We start from the raw sequence: 17,135 nt of genomic DNA, 5'->3' as shown, positions 1-17,135 counted from the left end.
GGGGTTTTGTGAAGCTTCTACCGACTGCCCCGAAGAGTCTACGCTATAGCTCTGAGACTGCTTGGGGTCGTATCCGCTATAGTGGTAGTGCTGGGGCTGTACCTCCATTTTCAATTCATAATCATAGACATCTTCTCCTTCCATCAGTTCGGTGATCTTCCCGCCCCAGGGAGAGAAGATAAAGCGGCTGCCGTCATAGTAGAAATATTCTCCGTAACGTGCCGCCAAACGTTGGATAAAGGCAAAATCGGTCTCGTTATATTGTACTATATAGGGGATTTTTTCTTTATGGTTGGGGTTGATTGTGAAATTTATAAGGTTTTGGGGATAGTCGCGGATGACTTCTTTGATGATTTCTTCGAGGCTCTGGTTCTCGAAGCTGCGGCAATGAGACCCGTTTTCCATCAGGATAGAGGGCGATTTTCCCTGCAGGACGATTTGTTTGATTCCATCTTTTTTGCGGGTGGAAATGCTTGTAAGTACACCGGTAAACAACGAGCAGCTTTTTCCCCATTGCTTGAAGGTAAAGGTTATGCGCTTGCCTAAATCTTTACGGCTGTTTTCTAACAGGTAGGCTTGGTTTTCTCCGTACTCATCGGGATCGCAGAGCATTTCAAAGGTATCGTGGGAATTAACCCTCTGGCGGATTTGAAGGCGGAAGTTCGTGTGGGTGAATCTTGCTTCTCCTGATATTTGTACAAAAACGCTTACCAAGGGAGAGTCGCCGTATTGGTTTTCGCGGCTTCCGCCATAGGTAGCAATTATGCCCTGTAGGGATTGTTGGCGGGCAATTTCTTCCTGGCTCAGGATTTTGAAGGGGGAAGAAGGCAGTTCCTCTGGCTCCGGAAATAATGAATCTGACATAAAGCTAGGTTTTTGAGTTGTTTTTTATTAAATAACTAAATAATTAATCATTATTAACCTCATAATGAGATAAGCAAAAATAGGATTTATTTTAATATACGGGCAACTTTTTTTTAATTATTTTTTTTATGTATTGCTTTCTATGAAAGGATTCTGTTCGGTTTGTATAACAACATTCCTGCTCATGTATTATGGATAAAGGGATTCTATATTTTTGTTGACAACCAAAAAAGCAATAAATAATTTTAAAAAGATTGGAAAATTGGGTGAAGAGAAAGAAATTTAGATACTTCTTTTTTCAATTCGGCATAATTTCCGGTAGGAACTACTGTAATATTTTTGCCCGGTTCAATTCCGCAAGCCTCTGTAATAATCATAGGAATATCTAAAGAAATAGCCTCCAGTAAAAGTTGAGGGTGGTGTTCAATATATGCAGGATAGACAAGAAGAGCTATATTATGGAACAGATTATCATTATCGGCAAATTCCACCTCTATATTTTTCCAGAAATCATTTTTTTCTATGGTCTTTCCTGCAATAACTACCGAAAGCCCCAGTTCGGTTATGAGTTTTCGCATTTCATAGGCTCCTTTTCTGCCTAAAGATGAAGCAGGAAACAAAATTTTTTTCCCTTCAGGGGACTTATGTATCTTTTTTTGTGGAATATGCCAAGTGAGTAAATGACTTTTAGAAGGAAATAATTTAGCTATTTGAGTATGAGGGGTAATAATTTTATGGGCTTGTTTCAGGGCCTCATTTTCAAGGCTCCATATGGATACGGACGCTCTGAAGTCATGCAGGGTAGGACTTTCAGAATAGGTACTGAAAGCTACATCCAGCTTTTTCTGTAAAATTTCTATTGGCAAACGGTACATAAGAACATCTAACGTTCTTCCTGCAGTATGGAAATCTTTATATAAAAAAGGAAGTAGGTTTTGTGAAACTACTAAATGAGTACTTTCTATTGGGATCAATTTAGCCATTTTACGGCAAATTTTTTGATCTTCAGCAAGCGCCAGTTCAAAAGGATTTTTTCCTTTATGTATTTTGAAATTCAGAATCCGACGTAGGGAAGGAATAGAACAAGTTTGAATATTTTTTCCCTTTAAATTCCAGCAATTTTTACTGTTTTTCAATTTATTTTCGGGCGTAAAAGGAAGGAGAACAACATCATTTTCATTAATAACCGATTCCAGGTACTTTTCATATTCGATCCATTTCTCATCCAGTATATAGGTAACTTTTCCGGTATTTTTTATTTTTTCTTTACCATTATGTAATATACAGGCTTTGTTTCCGCAGGAATAACAGTCATTTATTGAAGAAGCTTTAAAAAATTCTTTATAATTTGTGTTGAGTTCTGGATTATTTTTTTGTGAGCTTTTAAATACAACCATCAGCCGGCTATCGGTCATTTGAACTTCTATACGGAATGGAAAATTGGAGCGGAAACGCAGGTCTATATAATTCCATTTTACAGTAGCATCGCGATTTTTTTCAGCTAATGAACCGGCAATCACCTGAGAGTGCCTATGTCGCTCTATAATTTGAAAATCAGCCTTTAAAGCAGCATCATATAAAGCATTGGAAAGTTGGCATAAGCCGCCGCCCTTAGTAGGAACAATACAGCCTTCTTTTACTTCTCTTCCGGTAACAAATCTCTTACCGAAGTTGGGGTTTCCTATATATTTCCAAAAACTGAAAATTTCTCCGGCAGGAATTTCCACTCCGTTAATATTCCGGGCTGCCAGTCTTAAATTCTGGATTTTGCCTGCAGTAAGGATCCAATTATCTTCCTGGTCGTCCGCATTCCATAAGTAACTTTCTGATGCGGAAATAATCGGTAGGTCTATAAGTTCATTTTTATCAGGAAATTTTTTATTTCCTTCCAGAGCATTTTTTAGCATTCTTTGGGCAGATAATAGGCAGGTTTTGGTAGTAAAAAGAGTGTTACGATATAAATTATGTTTTTTTGCCAGTATTAATTTTTTGTTCATAGTAGACTTTAGTTAAGAACTTTTTACGACCAAAAATACATAAAAAATATTATAATAAAATCTAAAAAAAGAAGCTATGTGGGCAAGAATAAAATATTTTTATCTTTGCACAAATTTTTCAAAATATGAAATGTGGAATTGTGGGCTTACCCAACGTAGGAAAATCTACTTTATTTAACTGTTTATCCAATGCAAAGGCTCAGTCGGCCAATTATCCTTTCTGTACTATAGAACCCAATGTGGGTACCGTATCAGTACCAGATCTTCGATTAAATAAATTAGAAGAACTGGTAATTCCGGAAAGAGTGGTGCCTGCAGTGGTGGAAATTGTAGATATAGCCGGATTGGTGAAAGGTGCCAGCAAAGGAGAAGGTTTGGGAAACCAGTTTTTAGCAAATATACGGGAAACGAATGCCATTATTCATGTTTTACGATGTTTTCAGGATGATAATATTACTCATGTGGAAGGGAGTATAGATCCTGTGAGAGACAAAGAGATTATTGATATAGAGCTACAACTGAAAGACCTTGAGACTATAGAGAAAAAACTTGAAAAATCTAAAAGAGCAGCAAAAGCCGGAAATAAAGAAGAGCAGTTAATAGTTTCCGTTTTAGAGAAACTACAGAAATTTATAGAAGAAGGACGCAATGCCAGAGAATATGAAACGGATGAAATTACCGGTCCAGTTGTGGCTGACTTACAGTTACTTACTTTCAAACCTATTCTATATGTATGTAATGTTGATGAAAAATCAGCAAAGAGCGGGAATGAATTTGTAGAAAAAGTACGAGAAAAAGTAAAAAATGAAAAAGCTGAAATTATTGTATTGGCAGCCCAGATAGAAGCAGATATATTTGAATTGGAAACCTATGAAGAAAGGCAGATCTTTTTAGAAGAATTAGGATTGGAAGAACCGGGCGTAAATCGTTTAATTCGTCAGGCATATCATTTGTTAGATCTTCAAACTTATTTTACGGCAGGAGTAAAAGAAGTTAGAGCTTGGACCATACAAAAAGGATGGACGGCACCACAGGCAGCAGGGGTTATTCATACGGATTTTGAAAAAGGATTTATCAGAGCTGAAGTTATTGCGTATGATGATTTTGTAAAGTATGGTTCTGAAGCCAAGGTTAAGGAAGCAGGAAAACTATCAGTAGAAGGAAAAGAATATGTAGTAAAGGACGGAGATATTATGCATTTTCGTTTTAATGTATAGCTTGTCCTTGGGCTTAGTTTCAATTTACTAAGATTAGTATTAGTGTTGATTTTTTATTATTAAAAAAGAATAAGTATTTTATCTTATATTTGTATATTTGTAGCTATTTGTTAATTAAATAGCTATTTTTTTGTTTTTATTTTAATAATTATTATTTCAGTCTTTAAGAAATTGAAAATTATTCATTGTTTAATTATTGGTGAAATAAAAAAAAAATTACATATTTGTACCCAATAATTAAATTGTTTATGAAAAAGATCTTACTTACTATGTCAATGGCTTGCTTAACTATAGCAGGTTTTAATGCACAACTGAATAAAGGAAAAATCCAAGCTTTATCCACTGCAGCAAAAGCTCTTACTGTTACAGATGCAGAGGTACAAGATGCTGCAGCTGCATCGGTAAAATGGATGGATGAACATAATGCTACATGTTCAACCAAAGATAAAGATAAAAAGAAAAAGGCCTATGCAGATCGTTTAGAAAAAATATTCGGCCCTTATAAAAATTATGACGGATTAAAACTTAATTATAAGGTATATTATGTAATAGATGTTAATGCATTTGCAAGTCCGGATGGGAGTGTTAGAGTGTTTTCTTCTTTAATGGATATGATGACTGATGATGAAATATTAGGAATTATAGGACATGAAATAGGACATGTGAAATTAGGGCATTCCAAAAAAGCATATAAACAGGCTCTTCTTACAGCTGCTGCTGCAAAATATGCCGGATCTACTACAGGTTCTGTAGCGGATTTGGTAAATTCTGATTTAGGTGATATTGCAACTGAACTTACCGGTGCGCAGTTTTCTCAAACCCAGGAATCAGCTGCAGATGATTATGCCTACACTTTTATGGTAGCTAATGGAAAAGATCCGCATGCTCTGGCTACAGCTTTTGAAAAAATTGCAAAATTGGAAAAAGAAGCCGGAGCAGATAAAAGTACCGGAACTAAGATATTTTCTAGCCATCCGGATAGTGAAAAACGAGTAAAAAGAGTAGAAAGTAAAATTAAAAAAGATAGTAAAAAATAAATAAATACTCTATAATAATAAAAAAATAAAACTACCGGCTAGCCGGTAGTTTTATTTTTTTAATTTTTTGTAAAATTAAAATAATTGATTATTTTTGCATCCGAATTGATTAACCTCTGACGAAAGACGTGAATGTTACTCAAGGTAAATAAGTCATATAATAATACATGGAACCATTAATTAAATATGTACAGGATAAGTACATTGCAAAAAAAGAATTTCCTGAATTTAATGCAGGGGATACTCTTACTGTTTATTACGAAATTAAAGAAGGTAATAAAACGAGAACCCAGTTTTTTAAAGGTGTAGTAATACAGGTAAAAGGAACAGGGGCTACAAAAACTTTTTCAATCAGAAAAATGAGTGGAGATGTAGGGGTAGAACGAGTATTTCCTATAAATATGCCAGCTCTACAAAAAATAGAGGTAAACAGAAAAGGAAAAGTTCGTAGGTCTAGAATTTACTACTTTAGAGATTTAAGAGGTAAAAAAGCCAGAATTAAAGATGCAAGAGTAAAAGAAGCATAGATTTACTATTCTTTATAATATAACGAAAGGACTGAAAATTCATTTTCAGTCCTTTTTGTTTTTATAAACTTCAAAGCTGTGGTCTGTATATAAAATTATAATTTTTTGTATTTCTTTTTCGTTTGTATTTTCTTTATTTAATTTTTCATTACTATGAGAATCTTCAATTTTGTTACTATTGGTAGCATTTTCATTAAAAGTAGACTTTATTATTTTCTCCGGGTTTTGTTCTTCAGATTTCCTATTGTCATCATCTAAAGGAAAAAGGAGAGGAGAGGAGAGAGTTTCAATAGGCTCTAAATAAGAAGCATCTTCTGTTTTTATTGAGCTGTTATCTTCGTTATTTTGAGATTTTAAAGGTTTCCCTTTTCCTAATATTAGCCAGTCAGAATTTATTTCAGGAAAACAACGTAAAGTACTTTCCAAAAAATCTAAGGAAGGTTTATTTCTTCCTGAAGTTATATGAGAAATTCCGGATCGTTGTACCTGAATTTTATCGGCAAATTCACTAGGTGTTAATCCTAAGATTTCTATTAATGCAATTATTCTTTTGTTAATTTCCATATTTTACATTTGTATATTTAGTTACATATGTAACACACTAGTTTTTATGCAAAATTAATTAAAATATCTCAACAACTTACATAAAAACATCTAAACCTTACTTTAACGCAATCTTTAAATAATTAAATATATTTTATTGGTAAACAATAATTTAAATTATATAAAATAAGCATATCTATTTTTTTCAGACAAAACGACATAGTTTTCATTATCAAAAACATTTCAATTATTTACATTTGTAATTTACAAATGTAAATAATTGAAAACTTTCTATTTTTGAATATATTTGTAAAAAAGTATCTTATGTCCACAGAATTAAAAATCGTTGATCTAGAGCAAAATTTAGACGTTGAAGAAATTTTCAATAACAGATATGTCAATCCTAAAAAATTAAATGACTTCCTAGTAAAAAATTATAAAGAGAATCTAACCTTGTTGGGATATTCTGTTTGTAAAAAACCTATTTTTAAATTATCTATAGGGGTTGGTAAAAAGAATATTCTTCTGTGGACTCAAATGCATGGTAATGAAACTACAGGAACACTGAGTGTTTTAGATTTATTAAAATTTTTAAAAAACGAAAATAAATTAGCAAAAGAGATTATCGAAAAATTTACATTAGATATAGTTTTAATGCTAAATCCGGACGGATCAGAAATCTGGACGCGAAGGAATATTATGAATATAGATGTAAATCGTGATTTTTTAGCAGAAGCTTCTCCTGAAATCCGAATTTTAAAAAATCTTGTAAAAGAGAAAATCTATGATTTAGCTTTTAATCTTCATGATCAAAGAACTATCTATGGAGTAGGGACAACAAACCATTCAGCTACATTGTCGTTTTTGTCGCCTTCTGTTTCAGAAGATAGAGAAATTACAGAAATAAGAAAACAATCTATGGGAATAATAGCTTCTATATATAAAGAAATAACAAAAATATTACCTAATAAAATTGCCCGATATTCCGATGAATTTTATCCGCGTTCCGTTGGAGATAATTTTCAAAAGTTAGGAATTCCGACCCTTTTATTCGAAGGAGGACATTATCCTAATGATTATTACAGACAGAAAACAAGAAAATATTTTACTTTAGCCTTAATTACAGCTTTACATTCTGCGCTTAAAGATAAATCTACTTGGAAAGATAATTATAAAGATTATTTAGAAATCCCCGAAAATTCAGTTTCATTTTATGATATAATTTATAGAAATGTAGCTTTATCTGAAGATGTAAAAAATACGGTTGATATAGCTATTCAGTACTCAGAGTTCATATTTCCTGAAGAAGCGGATATTTCTTTTGTAGCCAAAATTGAAGAGATAGGAGATTTATCTTTTTTATATGGACATAAAGAAATTAATGCAGAAGGAAGAAGATTTTATTCTGAAAATAATAAGTATCCTAAAATAAATATGGAGGCAGATTTTCAATTAGATGAATGGGTGATAGTTAATGGGAATAAGTTGGAATCAATAGCATAAATAAAATAATACTTATATTTATAAGTATATTTAGAATATTAATTATTAGATGTTTTTTTATTTCTTTTAACTATGCAGTTTTTTTACTAATAGTATTTATTTTATATTGGTTTGTTTTCAATAAAAAATTAAAAATTTAGAATCTTTTTCTTTTAAAAAAACTACCTTCTTTAAAAGAATTTACATCTATTTTATTAACTTTTATTATTATTACCTTTGCATGGATATTTTTTAGATCAGAAAATTTACATCATGCTGTATCTTATATTTCAAAAATATTTAATGCAGATTTATTCACAGTTCCTTTTATACAGGATAGGAAGAAATTGTTTAGAATAATTGTAGTTTTTATATTTATATTTTTTTTAATTATAGAATGAATAGGAAGATAAAATAATTATGCTTTAGAGAAATTGGGTAATAATTGAAATTTTATAATCAGATGGTTCATTTATTCATTTATTATTTTCTTAATTTTTATGTATATGTAAATAAAAAGATCACCATTTATTTATTGTCAATTTTAATATTTATAAACAATGTTTAACAATAAACAAATAATAAGATTTCTTACTAAAACTATATATTTTTTAGGTTTTTCTATGGTTACTTATTGTTTACTTTTAATTATACGGGGAACATTTTTACCTATTTTATATCAATAAAATTTACAATTTAAGTTTAGAACAGAAGGATATACTTATACACGTTTAAAAGAAGCAGACACGATAAAAAAATAATTACACTTATTAAAAAAATAATATAAATTTATTTTAATATAGACTCCTGTAACTAAAAATTTATTTAATTCAATTACTAATAATCGTGATATAGACAAGCAATTTTCTTCTTATGGACCCTATTATATTTTTAATACTATTTTAGATATATCAACTCAGTATTTTTATGATTCAAATCATTTTACGCAAGAGGGTGTAAAATTATTTGACCAAGAATTTATAAATTACATGAAAAAAGATTCAACTATTGTTTCTGCATTACCATTATATTAAGTTTGAAAAAAATGGTTAATTGGTATGAATGATTAATTTATAATTTTTGTTGGAATATTTAAATATAAATCAAAAAATCTATTTTAAAAAATTATTTTTTAGGATTTTCCCTATTAGGTTTAATACCATTTTCTTCCGTAATATACTTAATATTTCCTATTCTAATATCATTAGTATAAACACTTATACAATTTGGATCTTTCTCCCAATATTCCTTAACAGTATATCCATTCATGGCTCCTGAATATTTTCCTTTTTCTACCTTTAAATTGTCAGGATTAACTATAATTTTTAAATCTGTTGCCAAATTCATCATTTCCATATCTCCACGGCTATTTCCTCCAACTATCATAGGTAGGGTTTTAATATATGTATTAATAGCCTCAGCTTTGCCATTATCTTGAGGATATGGGATAATCAGTTTATTAGTTACTTTATTGTCAGAAGAAATTACAGATTTCATTCCTATAATTCTTTCTTTAGGAATTCCTAGTTCATAATTGATAAATCCCTGATATAATAATTCTGTTGAAGCAGTTACAACCCATATTTCAAAGCCATATTCTTTAAGGTTAGCTAATAATTGTTTCATTTCTGGGTAGAATTTTCCTTGAAATTTCTGTTGATAGGTGTTCATACCTATTTGTTCAATTTCATAAGGAGACATCCCCGAAAGAAAATTTAAACTATTTTGCAAATATCCATATTCTTCTTTAGGGTGTATAAGTTCATCTATATATTTCATTTTTTCTTTAGATTTAGCATCTGTTTTCCCGTAATAGTTATCTTTCGCATAACTATAAATTGCTTCTTCAGATAAGTAAAAAGGAGACTGTCCTAAGAGTGTACCATCACAGTCAAATACAGCGACTTTACGTTCTGTTTTTGTGAGTGTTGAATTGAGAAAAGATTCCAGACGCTGATTTATTTCATCAGAAAAGCCGTATATTTTCCTATAAGCTTGTGATTGAAAAAAAGATGGTATTAATAGAGCAAACCATAAAAAAAAATTTAGGATTAATTTTTTCATACTTAATTTTGTCATATATTAGGTTGTAAAATTACGAACAAATATATTTATGTGCTATTTTATTGTCTAATGTTTATATTTTAATCATTAAAATTTATTTTATAAGAAATTATTATTATTCAATTTCAATTATGTAGATAATAAAGTTTGTACTATATTTTTTCAGTTTTCTTTTAATTTTTCATTAACCACTCTTTCTTAAATACAAGCAAGCAAAATAATAGTAAGTAATTATGGTTAATAACAAACTATATTTTTTTCCGCTAAATATATAATGATAAATCAATGTAGTTAAAAATAGTGAAACAAATTTATTAGTTGTTTAAGCTATTAATTAAAAATAATACTTCAAAGATTTTATTAATAGTAGTATCTGAAAAATATATAAAGCAAAAATATATCTAAATCACTAATTTTGTAATTTCGTTTAAATTCAATAATAAAAAATAATTAAATGTCAACAGATAACAATATTTTACAAACTATCATTATTGGGTCAGGACCCGCAGGATTTACAGCTGCAATTTATGCAGCAAGAGCCGAAATACATCCGGTTTTAATTTCCGGTATGGAACTAGGCGGACAATTAACTACCACTACGGAAGTGGAAAATTTCCCAGGGTATCCGGAAGGAATTACAGGCCCGGAAATGATGTTGCAACTTCAAAAACAAGCTGAAAAATTTGGTACAAAGTTAATTGTAGATACAGTAACTGAAATAGTTTTTGGAGAAAATCCAGGAGATATTCATCAAGTAATAACTTCCTCGGGGAAGGAATATCAAACTAGAACTGTAATAATATCAACAGGAGCAAGTGCAAAATATCTTGGTAAAGATTTTGAAGAAAAATATAAAGGAGGAGGAGTTTCTGCTTGTGCTACCTGCGATGGTTTTTTTTACAGAGGAAAAAATGTAGTAGTAGTAGGAGGAGGAGATACAGCTGTAGAAGAGGCTACCTATTTGGCTAAAATATGTAAAAGAGTTTATATGGTTGTTAGAAAAGATTATTTACGAGCTTCTAAAATTATGCAGGAAAGATTAGTCCAAACCTCAAATATTACACTAATGTATAATCATGAAGTTGTTGATTTAAAAGGAGAAAACAATTTAGTGGGCGGGGCAGTTGTAGTAAATAATAAAACCAATGAACAAACCGTATTAGAAGTAGATGGTATATTTATAGCTATTGGTCACCAACCTAATACTAAAGTATTTCAAGGAAAAATTGATATGGATGAAACCGGATATATTCAGGTAAAACCATTTTCAACAGAAACGAATGTTCCCGGAGTTTTTGCGGCAGGTGATGTAGCAGATAAACATTACAGACAGGCTATTACAGCTGCTGGTTCTGGTTGTATGGCAGCCTTGGATGCAGAAAAATATTTAATACTTAATAACCATTAAATTGTTTAAGGTTTTCATAACTTCATGAATTTTTCCAGTGAAATATTAGAACAGGCTGTAGAAGAAATTTCAAAATTACCCGGAATAGGAAAAAGAACAGCTTTAAGGTTAGCACTTCATTTGTTGGATGTACCCATAATTCAGACAGAAAATTTAACAAAAGCATTGTCTAATTTAGTAAATGAAATAAAACATTGTAAAATTTGTAATAACCTTTCTGATACAGATATTTGCCATATTTGTTCTAATATATATCGTGATGATAAAATTATATGTGTAGTTGAAGATATACGGGATGTAATGGCTATAGAAAGTACACATCAATATACAGGAAAATATCATGTGCTGGGAGGAAAGATATCTCCTATGGAAGGAATAAGCCCTGCCGATTTGTGTATTACTCCGTTATTAAAACGAATAAAAGAACAAAAGGTAGAAGAAATCATATTTGCTTTAAGTGCTACTATAGAAGGAGATACAACTATGTTTTATATTTACAAAATTTTAGGAGATACCGAAATTAAATTTACAACCATAGCAAGAGGAATAGGTATAGGTGAAGAGTTAGAATATACAGATGAACTTACTTTAATAAGATCGATTCAAAATAGAATTCCTTATCATCAAAATATAAAAAAAGATTGATTTAAATTAAAAAAACCTGAAGTGATTACTTCAGGTTTTTTTAATTTTTTAACCTCCTATATATGCTTATATTTGTAGGAATTTATTTGACAGCATTTGGAAACAAAAGAAAAAAAAAATTTAAAAAGAGGACTTACTAATCGACACATTCAGCTAATAGCTTTGGGTGGTGCTATAGGTACAGGATTATTTTTAGGAATTGGACCTGCAGCCGTTATGGCAGGACCTTCGGTTATTTTAGGCTATGCTTTTGCCGGATTTATTGCCTTTATGATTATGCGCCAATTGGGGGAAATGGTAGTCGAAGAACCGGTATCAGGAAGTTTTAGTTATTTTGCCTATAAATATTGGGGACCGTTTGCAGGATTCATCTCTGGTTGGAATTATTGGATATTGTATATTTTCGTAAGTATGGCTGAATTAACAGCTATAGGCACTTATGTACAATTTTGGTGGCCTCATATACCATTATGGGTTTCCAGTTTATTTTTTTTCTTGATAATAAATGCTATCAATTTGGCAAATGTTAAAATATATGGAGAAGCCGAATTTTGGTTTGCAATAATAAAAGTTATAGCTATTATTGCAATGATAGTATTTGGCTGTTATTTATTACTTAGCGGTACAGGCGGACCCCATGCTTCTATAGCCAATCTTTGGAATGATGAAGGTTTTTTTCCAAAAGGTTTTTTTTCAATGAATGAAAATGGAAAATATCAGGGATTGTTGGCGGCTATGGCTATAATCATGTTTTCATTCGGTGGTTTGGAACTTATAGGTATTACTTCTGCAGAAGCAGAACATCCGGAAAAAACCATTCCTAAAGCAACTAATCAAGTTATATATCGAATTTTGATTTTTTATGTAGGTGCTTTAATAATTTTATTTTCACTTTCTCCTTGGAGAGAAATTACAATTGACAGTAGCCCTTTTGTTACTGTTTTTAATACTTTAAAAGGTTTTCGATTTACAATTGCCGGATTTACAATTTATTTCACCCATATTGTAGCAAATATTTTAAACTTAGTAGTTTTAACTGCTGCTTTATCAGTATATAACAGTAGTGTATATTGCAATAGCCGAATGTTATATGGATTATCTATTCAAGGTAATGCTCCGAAGTTTTTATCTCGTTTAAATAAAAATCATGTTCCTATCATGGCTATTCTTATATCAGCTGTTTTTGCTGCTATATGTGTTATTATTAATAAATTAATACCTCAAGAAGCACTAGAATATTTAATGTCCTTCGTTGTATCCACTTTAATTATTAACTGGATAATGATAAGTTTAACCCACTTATTTTTCAGGAAATCTAAAAATAAAGATAGAATAATACCGAAATTTAGATCTTTCGGCTATCCTGTTACAAATTATATATGCTTAATATTTCTAATAGGTATATTGATAATTATGTGGCTTACTGGTATGAAATTATCTGTAGAATTAATTCCTGTTTGGTTAATTATCTTATTTATAGGTTATAAATTTGTTCAACAAAATAAAAAACAAAAGTAATTTTTTTATTTGATTTATATTTTGATTTTTAAATTTAATTTATAATAAAAAGAAATTCAAATATTATAGAATTTTTGTATATCATGAGGATATTATTTCCGAGTCAGTAATTATATGCATAGTTCATAACAAATTCTTTATTTAGAGGCGGAAAAAAGGAATAAGGATTATTTATTAACACTGGATCAGTAAATAAATGGTTACTTAGTTTCATCTAATAGGAGGAGTATAAGTATTTGAATCATCTCTCTATAAAATACATATAAATAATGAAATGTTTAATGGTTATATAAAATTATATATAGAACTCAGAGTGATTTGTAAGAGTTAACCTCTGATACTATCTGATACTAAAGGTGTAGGAACAACTTCGCAATTGTCCATGAGGTAAGAACAGTTGCTGGTATAATTTGGTACTTCTACAGATAAATATATGAATTTCTATATCGATTTAATAGAAAGTATAAGTTTGTTTTTTAGGTTATTTAGTAAATGGAGGAAATTTTTCTAATGCAAGAAACGCATACAGATTTACATTATTAAGCTTTTTAAAATTTATATTAAAGCTCCTTAATAATGATAAATATGTCTTATTTCAGGTTTCTAATGGACTTACATAAACTTGTAACCAATGGTAGGTTTGCCTTCTGGATTAATTTTTTAGGATAAACATAAGAAGATTATACCTTTGAGATACCTGAACCTGAAATTATGGCAATGTTAGCACAATTTTCCTTAATCAAAATAGTGAGAACCATTTGTTAACGATTACTTCTCAAAATGAAGTAGTTGATTTTAATTTATGTTATTTTAATCATTTTTCTAAAATTTCTGAGAGTATTTGTGCAGATGTTGAATTAGGAAAAGTAATACTTATTTTTTGTGAAATAGTAGGAGCTATTTCAGTAATGTATTTTTTGTTATGATTAATTCCATGTGGTATTTTCCAACCATAAAATATAGCCGGAACATGAGTATCGTAAGTATAAGAACTTCCATGTGAAGTACCTTGTATCATATATTCCATATAGGCAGGATCTAATAACACATAAATTTGTCCGTTTTGTGTCTTGTCATATCCTCTGAAAATCATAGAACCATGTTCGTCAGTAGCAGAAGCATTAAGTATTTGTTTTTCGGTATAGGTTCTTTTTACTCCCGGAAAAGTTTCTATATAATCAGCAAATGTTTCAAATACATCTTCTTTGTTTATACTGTTTTTTTTGATTGCTTCTTCATCAAAATACACATTTTGGTTATAATATGTTGATATAAAATCGTTACCATAAGTTTTTAAAGAAAAATCTTTCAATTTTTGTTCTATTTCTTTTCTTTTTAAAGAAAATACCTCATATCCCTTATCATGAAGATATAAAGGATTTTCTGCTCCGGAATGGTCAGCCGTCAAAAAAAGTAAGTAATTTTCTTTTCCAACTTTTGTATCTAAATAGGAAAGAATATCAGCGATTAAAAGGTCTAAACGCAAGTATGTATCTTCAGTTTCCATTGATCTGGGAGACGTTTGATGGGAAATAACATCTGTAGCGGAAAAACTAAGAGTTAAAAAATCTGTATCATTATCCTGTCCTAAATTTTCTTTTTGTATAAGTTCCTTGGCAAAATCAACAATCATATTGTTAGTAAAAGGAGTAGATTTTAAAACTTTAGCTCCATCTTTTTCATAAGCAGATTTTAAATTATAAGGGAAAATAGCTTTATTATCTTTATTTATGGATAAAATTTCATAAGGATTTTCATCGGTTAAGCTTTCTTGATAAAATGTTTGATCTTTCAGTAGTTTCCATCCTTCATTAATATATTTCATATATTTTTTTTCATTATTAAATGAATTAACCCATTGGGGAAAATCTTTCCCATAAAAAGAACTGGAAATGAAATTTCCATTATTAGATAACCAATATGCTCTATTAGCAAAATGACCTGCAGGTAATATGGCTCCTCGGTCTTTCATACTAATTCCAAATACTTTTCCTCGAAAATTTGTGGCTAATCTTAATTCATCTGTTATAGTTGTAGATTGTAAATTTTTTGGAGACATTAATCCTTCCTCTGGTTTCTCAGGATTACCTTGTGGGGTTACTGTAGAATCCTCTGTGCAATATATTTTTGTTTTGGAATTTCTTATGTACCAACTATTGCCCAATATCCCATGATTTACAGGTGTAGTTCCGGTATATACAGAGGCATGTCCGGGGGCGGTATGTGTAGGTACATAATTATAGTGCATGTTAGTATATAAATACCCTTTATCTATTAATCTATTAAAACCATTTTTTGAGAAATAAGGACCGAATCTATATAAATATTCCATTCTCATTTGATCAACAACAATGCCTACAATCAATTTAGGTCTTTCAATTTGAGCATATGAATATAATGTAAAATTAAGAAGTAATAAAACGGTTATTTTTTTTATGTTCATTATATTTTTTTGTTTTTGGAAAAAATTAATAATTAAATTTTAAATGAAATAAAACTAATGGTTAAAAAATATAAAATTAATATATATTAAAATTTTGTGAGTTTTTCAAGGGCAAATTGAATCATTGAATCAATGGCTGAATAGGGATCTTTACTAAAAGTACCCGAATATCTGTTAGCTACTATAGTATTTAAAGAAAGGGCTTTATGTCCCATAAGATGCGATAATCCATAAATAGCCGAAGTTTCCATTTCAAAATTTGTAATGCGATTATTATTATATGTAAATTTAGTTAATTGCTCATTCATAGATTCATTATCTAAATTTAAACGTAATATTCTTCCTTGAGGTCCATAAAACCCAATGGCTGTAGCTGTAATCCCTAATATAACTTTAGAATTTTCTGTCATTAAATGCAGTAATTCTTCAGATCCTTCTGCTAAATAGGGTAAAGCTCTTTTTGGATTCCATTTTGTTTGTATAATAAACTCCTTAGCTATAGGATTCTCATAAAAAGATTCTGTATTTGCATAAAAGCTCATTAACCCATCAAAACCTAGTCCGTGAGTGGAAGCAACTATTGTATCAACAGGAATATCTTTCTGAATTGCACCGGAAGTTCCTAAACGTACAAATGTTAATGGTTTACGAATTGGTTTAATTTCCTTTTTTTTCAAATCAATATTGGCTAAAGCATCCAGTTCGTTAAGGACTATATCAATATTATCAGTTCCCATACCTGTGGATATAACAGTTAACCTTTTATGATTGAGTATACCTGTATTAACGATGATCTCTCTTTTTTGTGAACGAGTTTCAATCGTATCAAAGTATTTTGATACATTAGAAACACGGTTTGGGTCCCCAACTAGAATGATAGTATCTGCTAATTCTTCGGGTTTTATATTACAATGATAAATACTTCCGTCAGGATTTAATACCAATTCAGAACTCGATAATTTACTTGCCATTTTTTTATTAGATATTGTATGTTTAAATAATTATAAAATAGAGGGGAGATATTCAAGTTATCCACCAACACGTTTTGCATTAAAACCTTTATTTTTTAGTATATCCATAATTTTATCTCGGTAATTTCCTTGAATAACAATTGAATTTTCTTTTACAGATCCACCTACTCCTAATTTTGATTTGATATCTTTAGCCAATAATTTTAAATCTTCATTTGTACCATTATAATTTTCAAGAATTGTAACCGGTTTTCCATTTCTTCCTTTTTTTTCATATTTGCAAAGAATAGGTTCTTTCTGAAGAAATATTTTTTTTTCTTCTGCTTGTAATTCAGGAAGATCTTCCTGAAACTGATGATCAGGAAATAATTTTTTAAGCTGATCTTGCAAGTCCATTGTATTATATTTTAATGCGAATT

Annotated in this window: 14 protein-coding genes; 7 read left to right on the top strand and 7 right to left on the bottom strand. The window is 30.0% G+C overall.

Translation table 11 applies throughout. The annotated features are described in order from the left end of the window. A partial coding sequence (locus tag C4S76_RS04650; RefSeq protein ID WP_181044058.1) for a phage late control D family protein occupies positions 1-864 on the bottom strand: 864 nt, incomplete at its 3' end. Positions 865-1,109: 245 nt separating this feature from the next. After that, entirely contained in the window at positions 1,110-2,861 is a 1,752-nt protein-coding gene (locus tag C4S76_RS04645) for a VanW family protein (RefSeq protein ID WP_105193134.1), read from the bottom strand. A 125-nt stretch (positions 2,862-2,986) separates the two neighbouring features. Here C4S76_RS04645 and ychF point away from each other — a divergent pair, with 125 nt between their 5' ends. The 3 genes from ychF to rplS all read left to right on the top strand — a co-directional run bounded on the left by ychF (position 2,987) and on the right by rplS (position 5,642). Further along, a complete protein-coding gene (gene ychF, locus C4S76_RS04640) occupies positions 2,987-4,078 on the top strand; it encodes a redox-regulated ATPase YchF (protein ID WP_105193133.1) in 1,092 nt (363 codons plus the stop codon). Between the two features lie 248 nt (positions 4,079-4,326). Then, positions 4,327-5,115 (top strand): M48 family metallopeptidase, encoded by a 789-nt coding sequence (locus C4S76_RS04635; protein WP_105193131.1) that lies wholly within the window; start codon positions 4,327-4,329, stop codon positions 5,113-5,115. A gap of 167 nt (positions 5,116-5,282) precedes the next feature. Next, on the top strand, positions 5,283-5,642 hold the full coding sequence (gene rplS / locus C4S76_RS04630) for a 50S ribosomal protein L19 (protein ID WP_105193129.1): 360 nt from the start codon (positions 5,283-5,285) through the stop codon (positions 5,640-5,642). A gap of 45 nt (positions 5,643-5,687) precedes the next feature. Here rplS and C4S76_RS04625 read toward each other — a convergent pair whose 3' ends face one another. Further along, entirely contained in the window at positions 5,688-6,206 is a 519-nt protein-coding gene (locus tag C4S76_RS04625; RefSeq protein WP_105193127.1) for a helix-turn-helix domain-containing protein, read from the bottom strand. Between the two features lie 303 nt (positions 6,207-6,509). Between C4S76_RS04625 and C4S76_RS04620 the strand changes: the two genes are divergently transcribed. After that, positions 6,510-7,688: a M14 family zinc carboxypeptidase gene (locus tag C4S76_RS04620; RefSeq protein WP_105193125.1), complete on the top strand. Its 1,179-nt coding sequence runs from the start codon at positions 6,510-6,512 to the stop codon at positions 7,686-7,688. 1,104 nt (positions 7,689-8,792) lie between these two features. Here the strand turns inward: C4S76_RS04620 and C4S76_RS04615 are convergent. Continuing rightward, entirely contained in the window at positions 8,793-9,731 is a 939-nt protein-coding gene (locus C4S76_RS04615) for an HAD family hydrolase (protein ID WP_221404986.1), read from the bottom strand. 454 nt (positions 9,732-10,185) lie between these two features. Here C4S76_RS04615 and trxB point away from each other — a divergent pair, with 454 nt between their 5' ends. From trxB to C4S76_RS04600, 3 genes are all read left to right on the top strand, one after another. Beyond that, complete coding sequence (trxB, locus tag C4S76_RS04610) at positions 10,186-11,139, top strand: thioredoxin-disulfide reductase (RefSeq protein ID WP_105193122.1); 954 nt, start codon at positions 10,186-10,188, stop codon at positions 11,137-11,139. 24 nt (positions 11,140-11,163) lie between these two features. After that, on the top strand, positions 11,164-11,784 hold the full coding sequence (gene recR / locus C4S76_RS04605; protein WP_105193120.1) for a recombination mediator RecR: 621 nt from the start codon (positions 11,164-11,166) through the stop codon (positions 11,782-11,784). A gap of 96 nt (positions 11,785-11,880) precedes the next feature. Then, entirely contained in the window at positions 11,881-13,302 is a 1,422-nt protein-coding gene (locus C4S76_RS04600) for an amino acid permease (protein ID WP_105193118.1), read from the top strand. 814 nt (positions 13,303-14,116) lie between these two features. On the opposite strand, the gene pafA is transcribed toward C4S76_RS04600, so the two are convergent. The 3 genes from pafA to C4S76_RS04585 all read right to left on the bottom strand — a co-directional run bounded on the left by pafA (position 14,117) and on the right by C4S76_RS04585 (position 17,112). Next, a complete protein-coding gene (gene pafA / locus C4S76_RS04595) occupies positions 14,117-15,745 on the bottom strand; it encodes an alkaline phosphatase PafA (RefSeq protein WP_105193116.1) in 1,629 nt (542 codons plus the stop codon). An 86-nt stretch (positions 15,746-15,831) separates the two neighbouring features. Beyond that, entirely contained in the window at positions 15,832-16,716 is an 885-nt protein-coding gene (locus C4S76_RS04590; RefSeq protein ID WP_105193114.1) for a nucleoside phosphorylase, read from the bottom strand. A gap of 57 nt (positions 16,717-16,773) precedes the next feature. Continuing rightward, positions 16,774-17,112, bottom strand: coding sequence for a translation initiation factor (locus C4S76_RS04585; RefSeq protein ID WP_105193112.1), 339 nt, complete (start codon positions 17,110-17,112; stop codon positions 16,774-16,776). Positions 17,113-17,135 lie beyond the last annotated feature (23 nt).

It is taken from the genome of Apibacter adventoris (assembly GCF_002964965.1).
Lineage (GTDB): Bacteria > Bacteroidota > Bacteroidia > Flavobacteriales > Weeksellaceae > Apibacter > Apibacter adventoris.
This window is presented reverse-complemented; position numbering and strand designations above follow the sequence as displayed.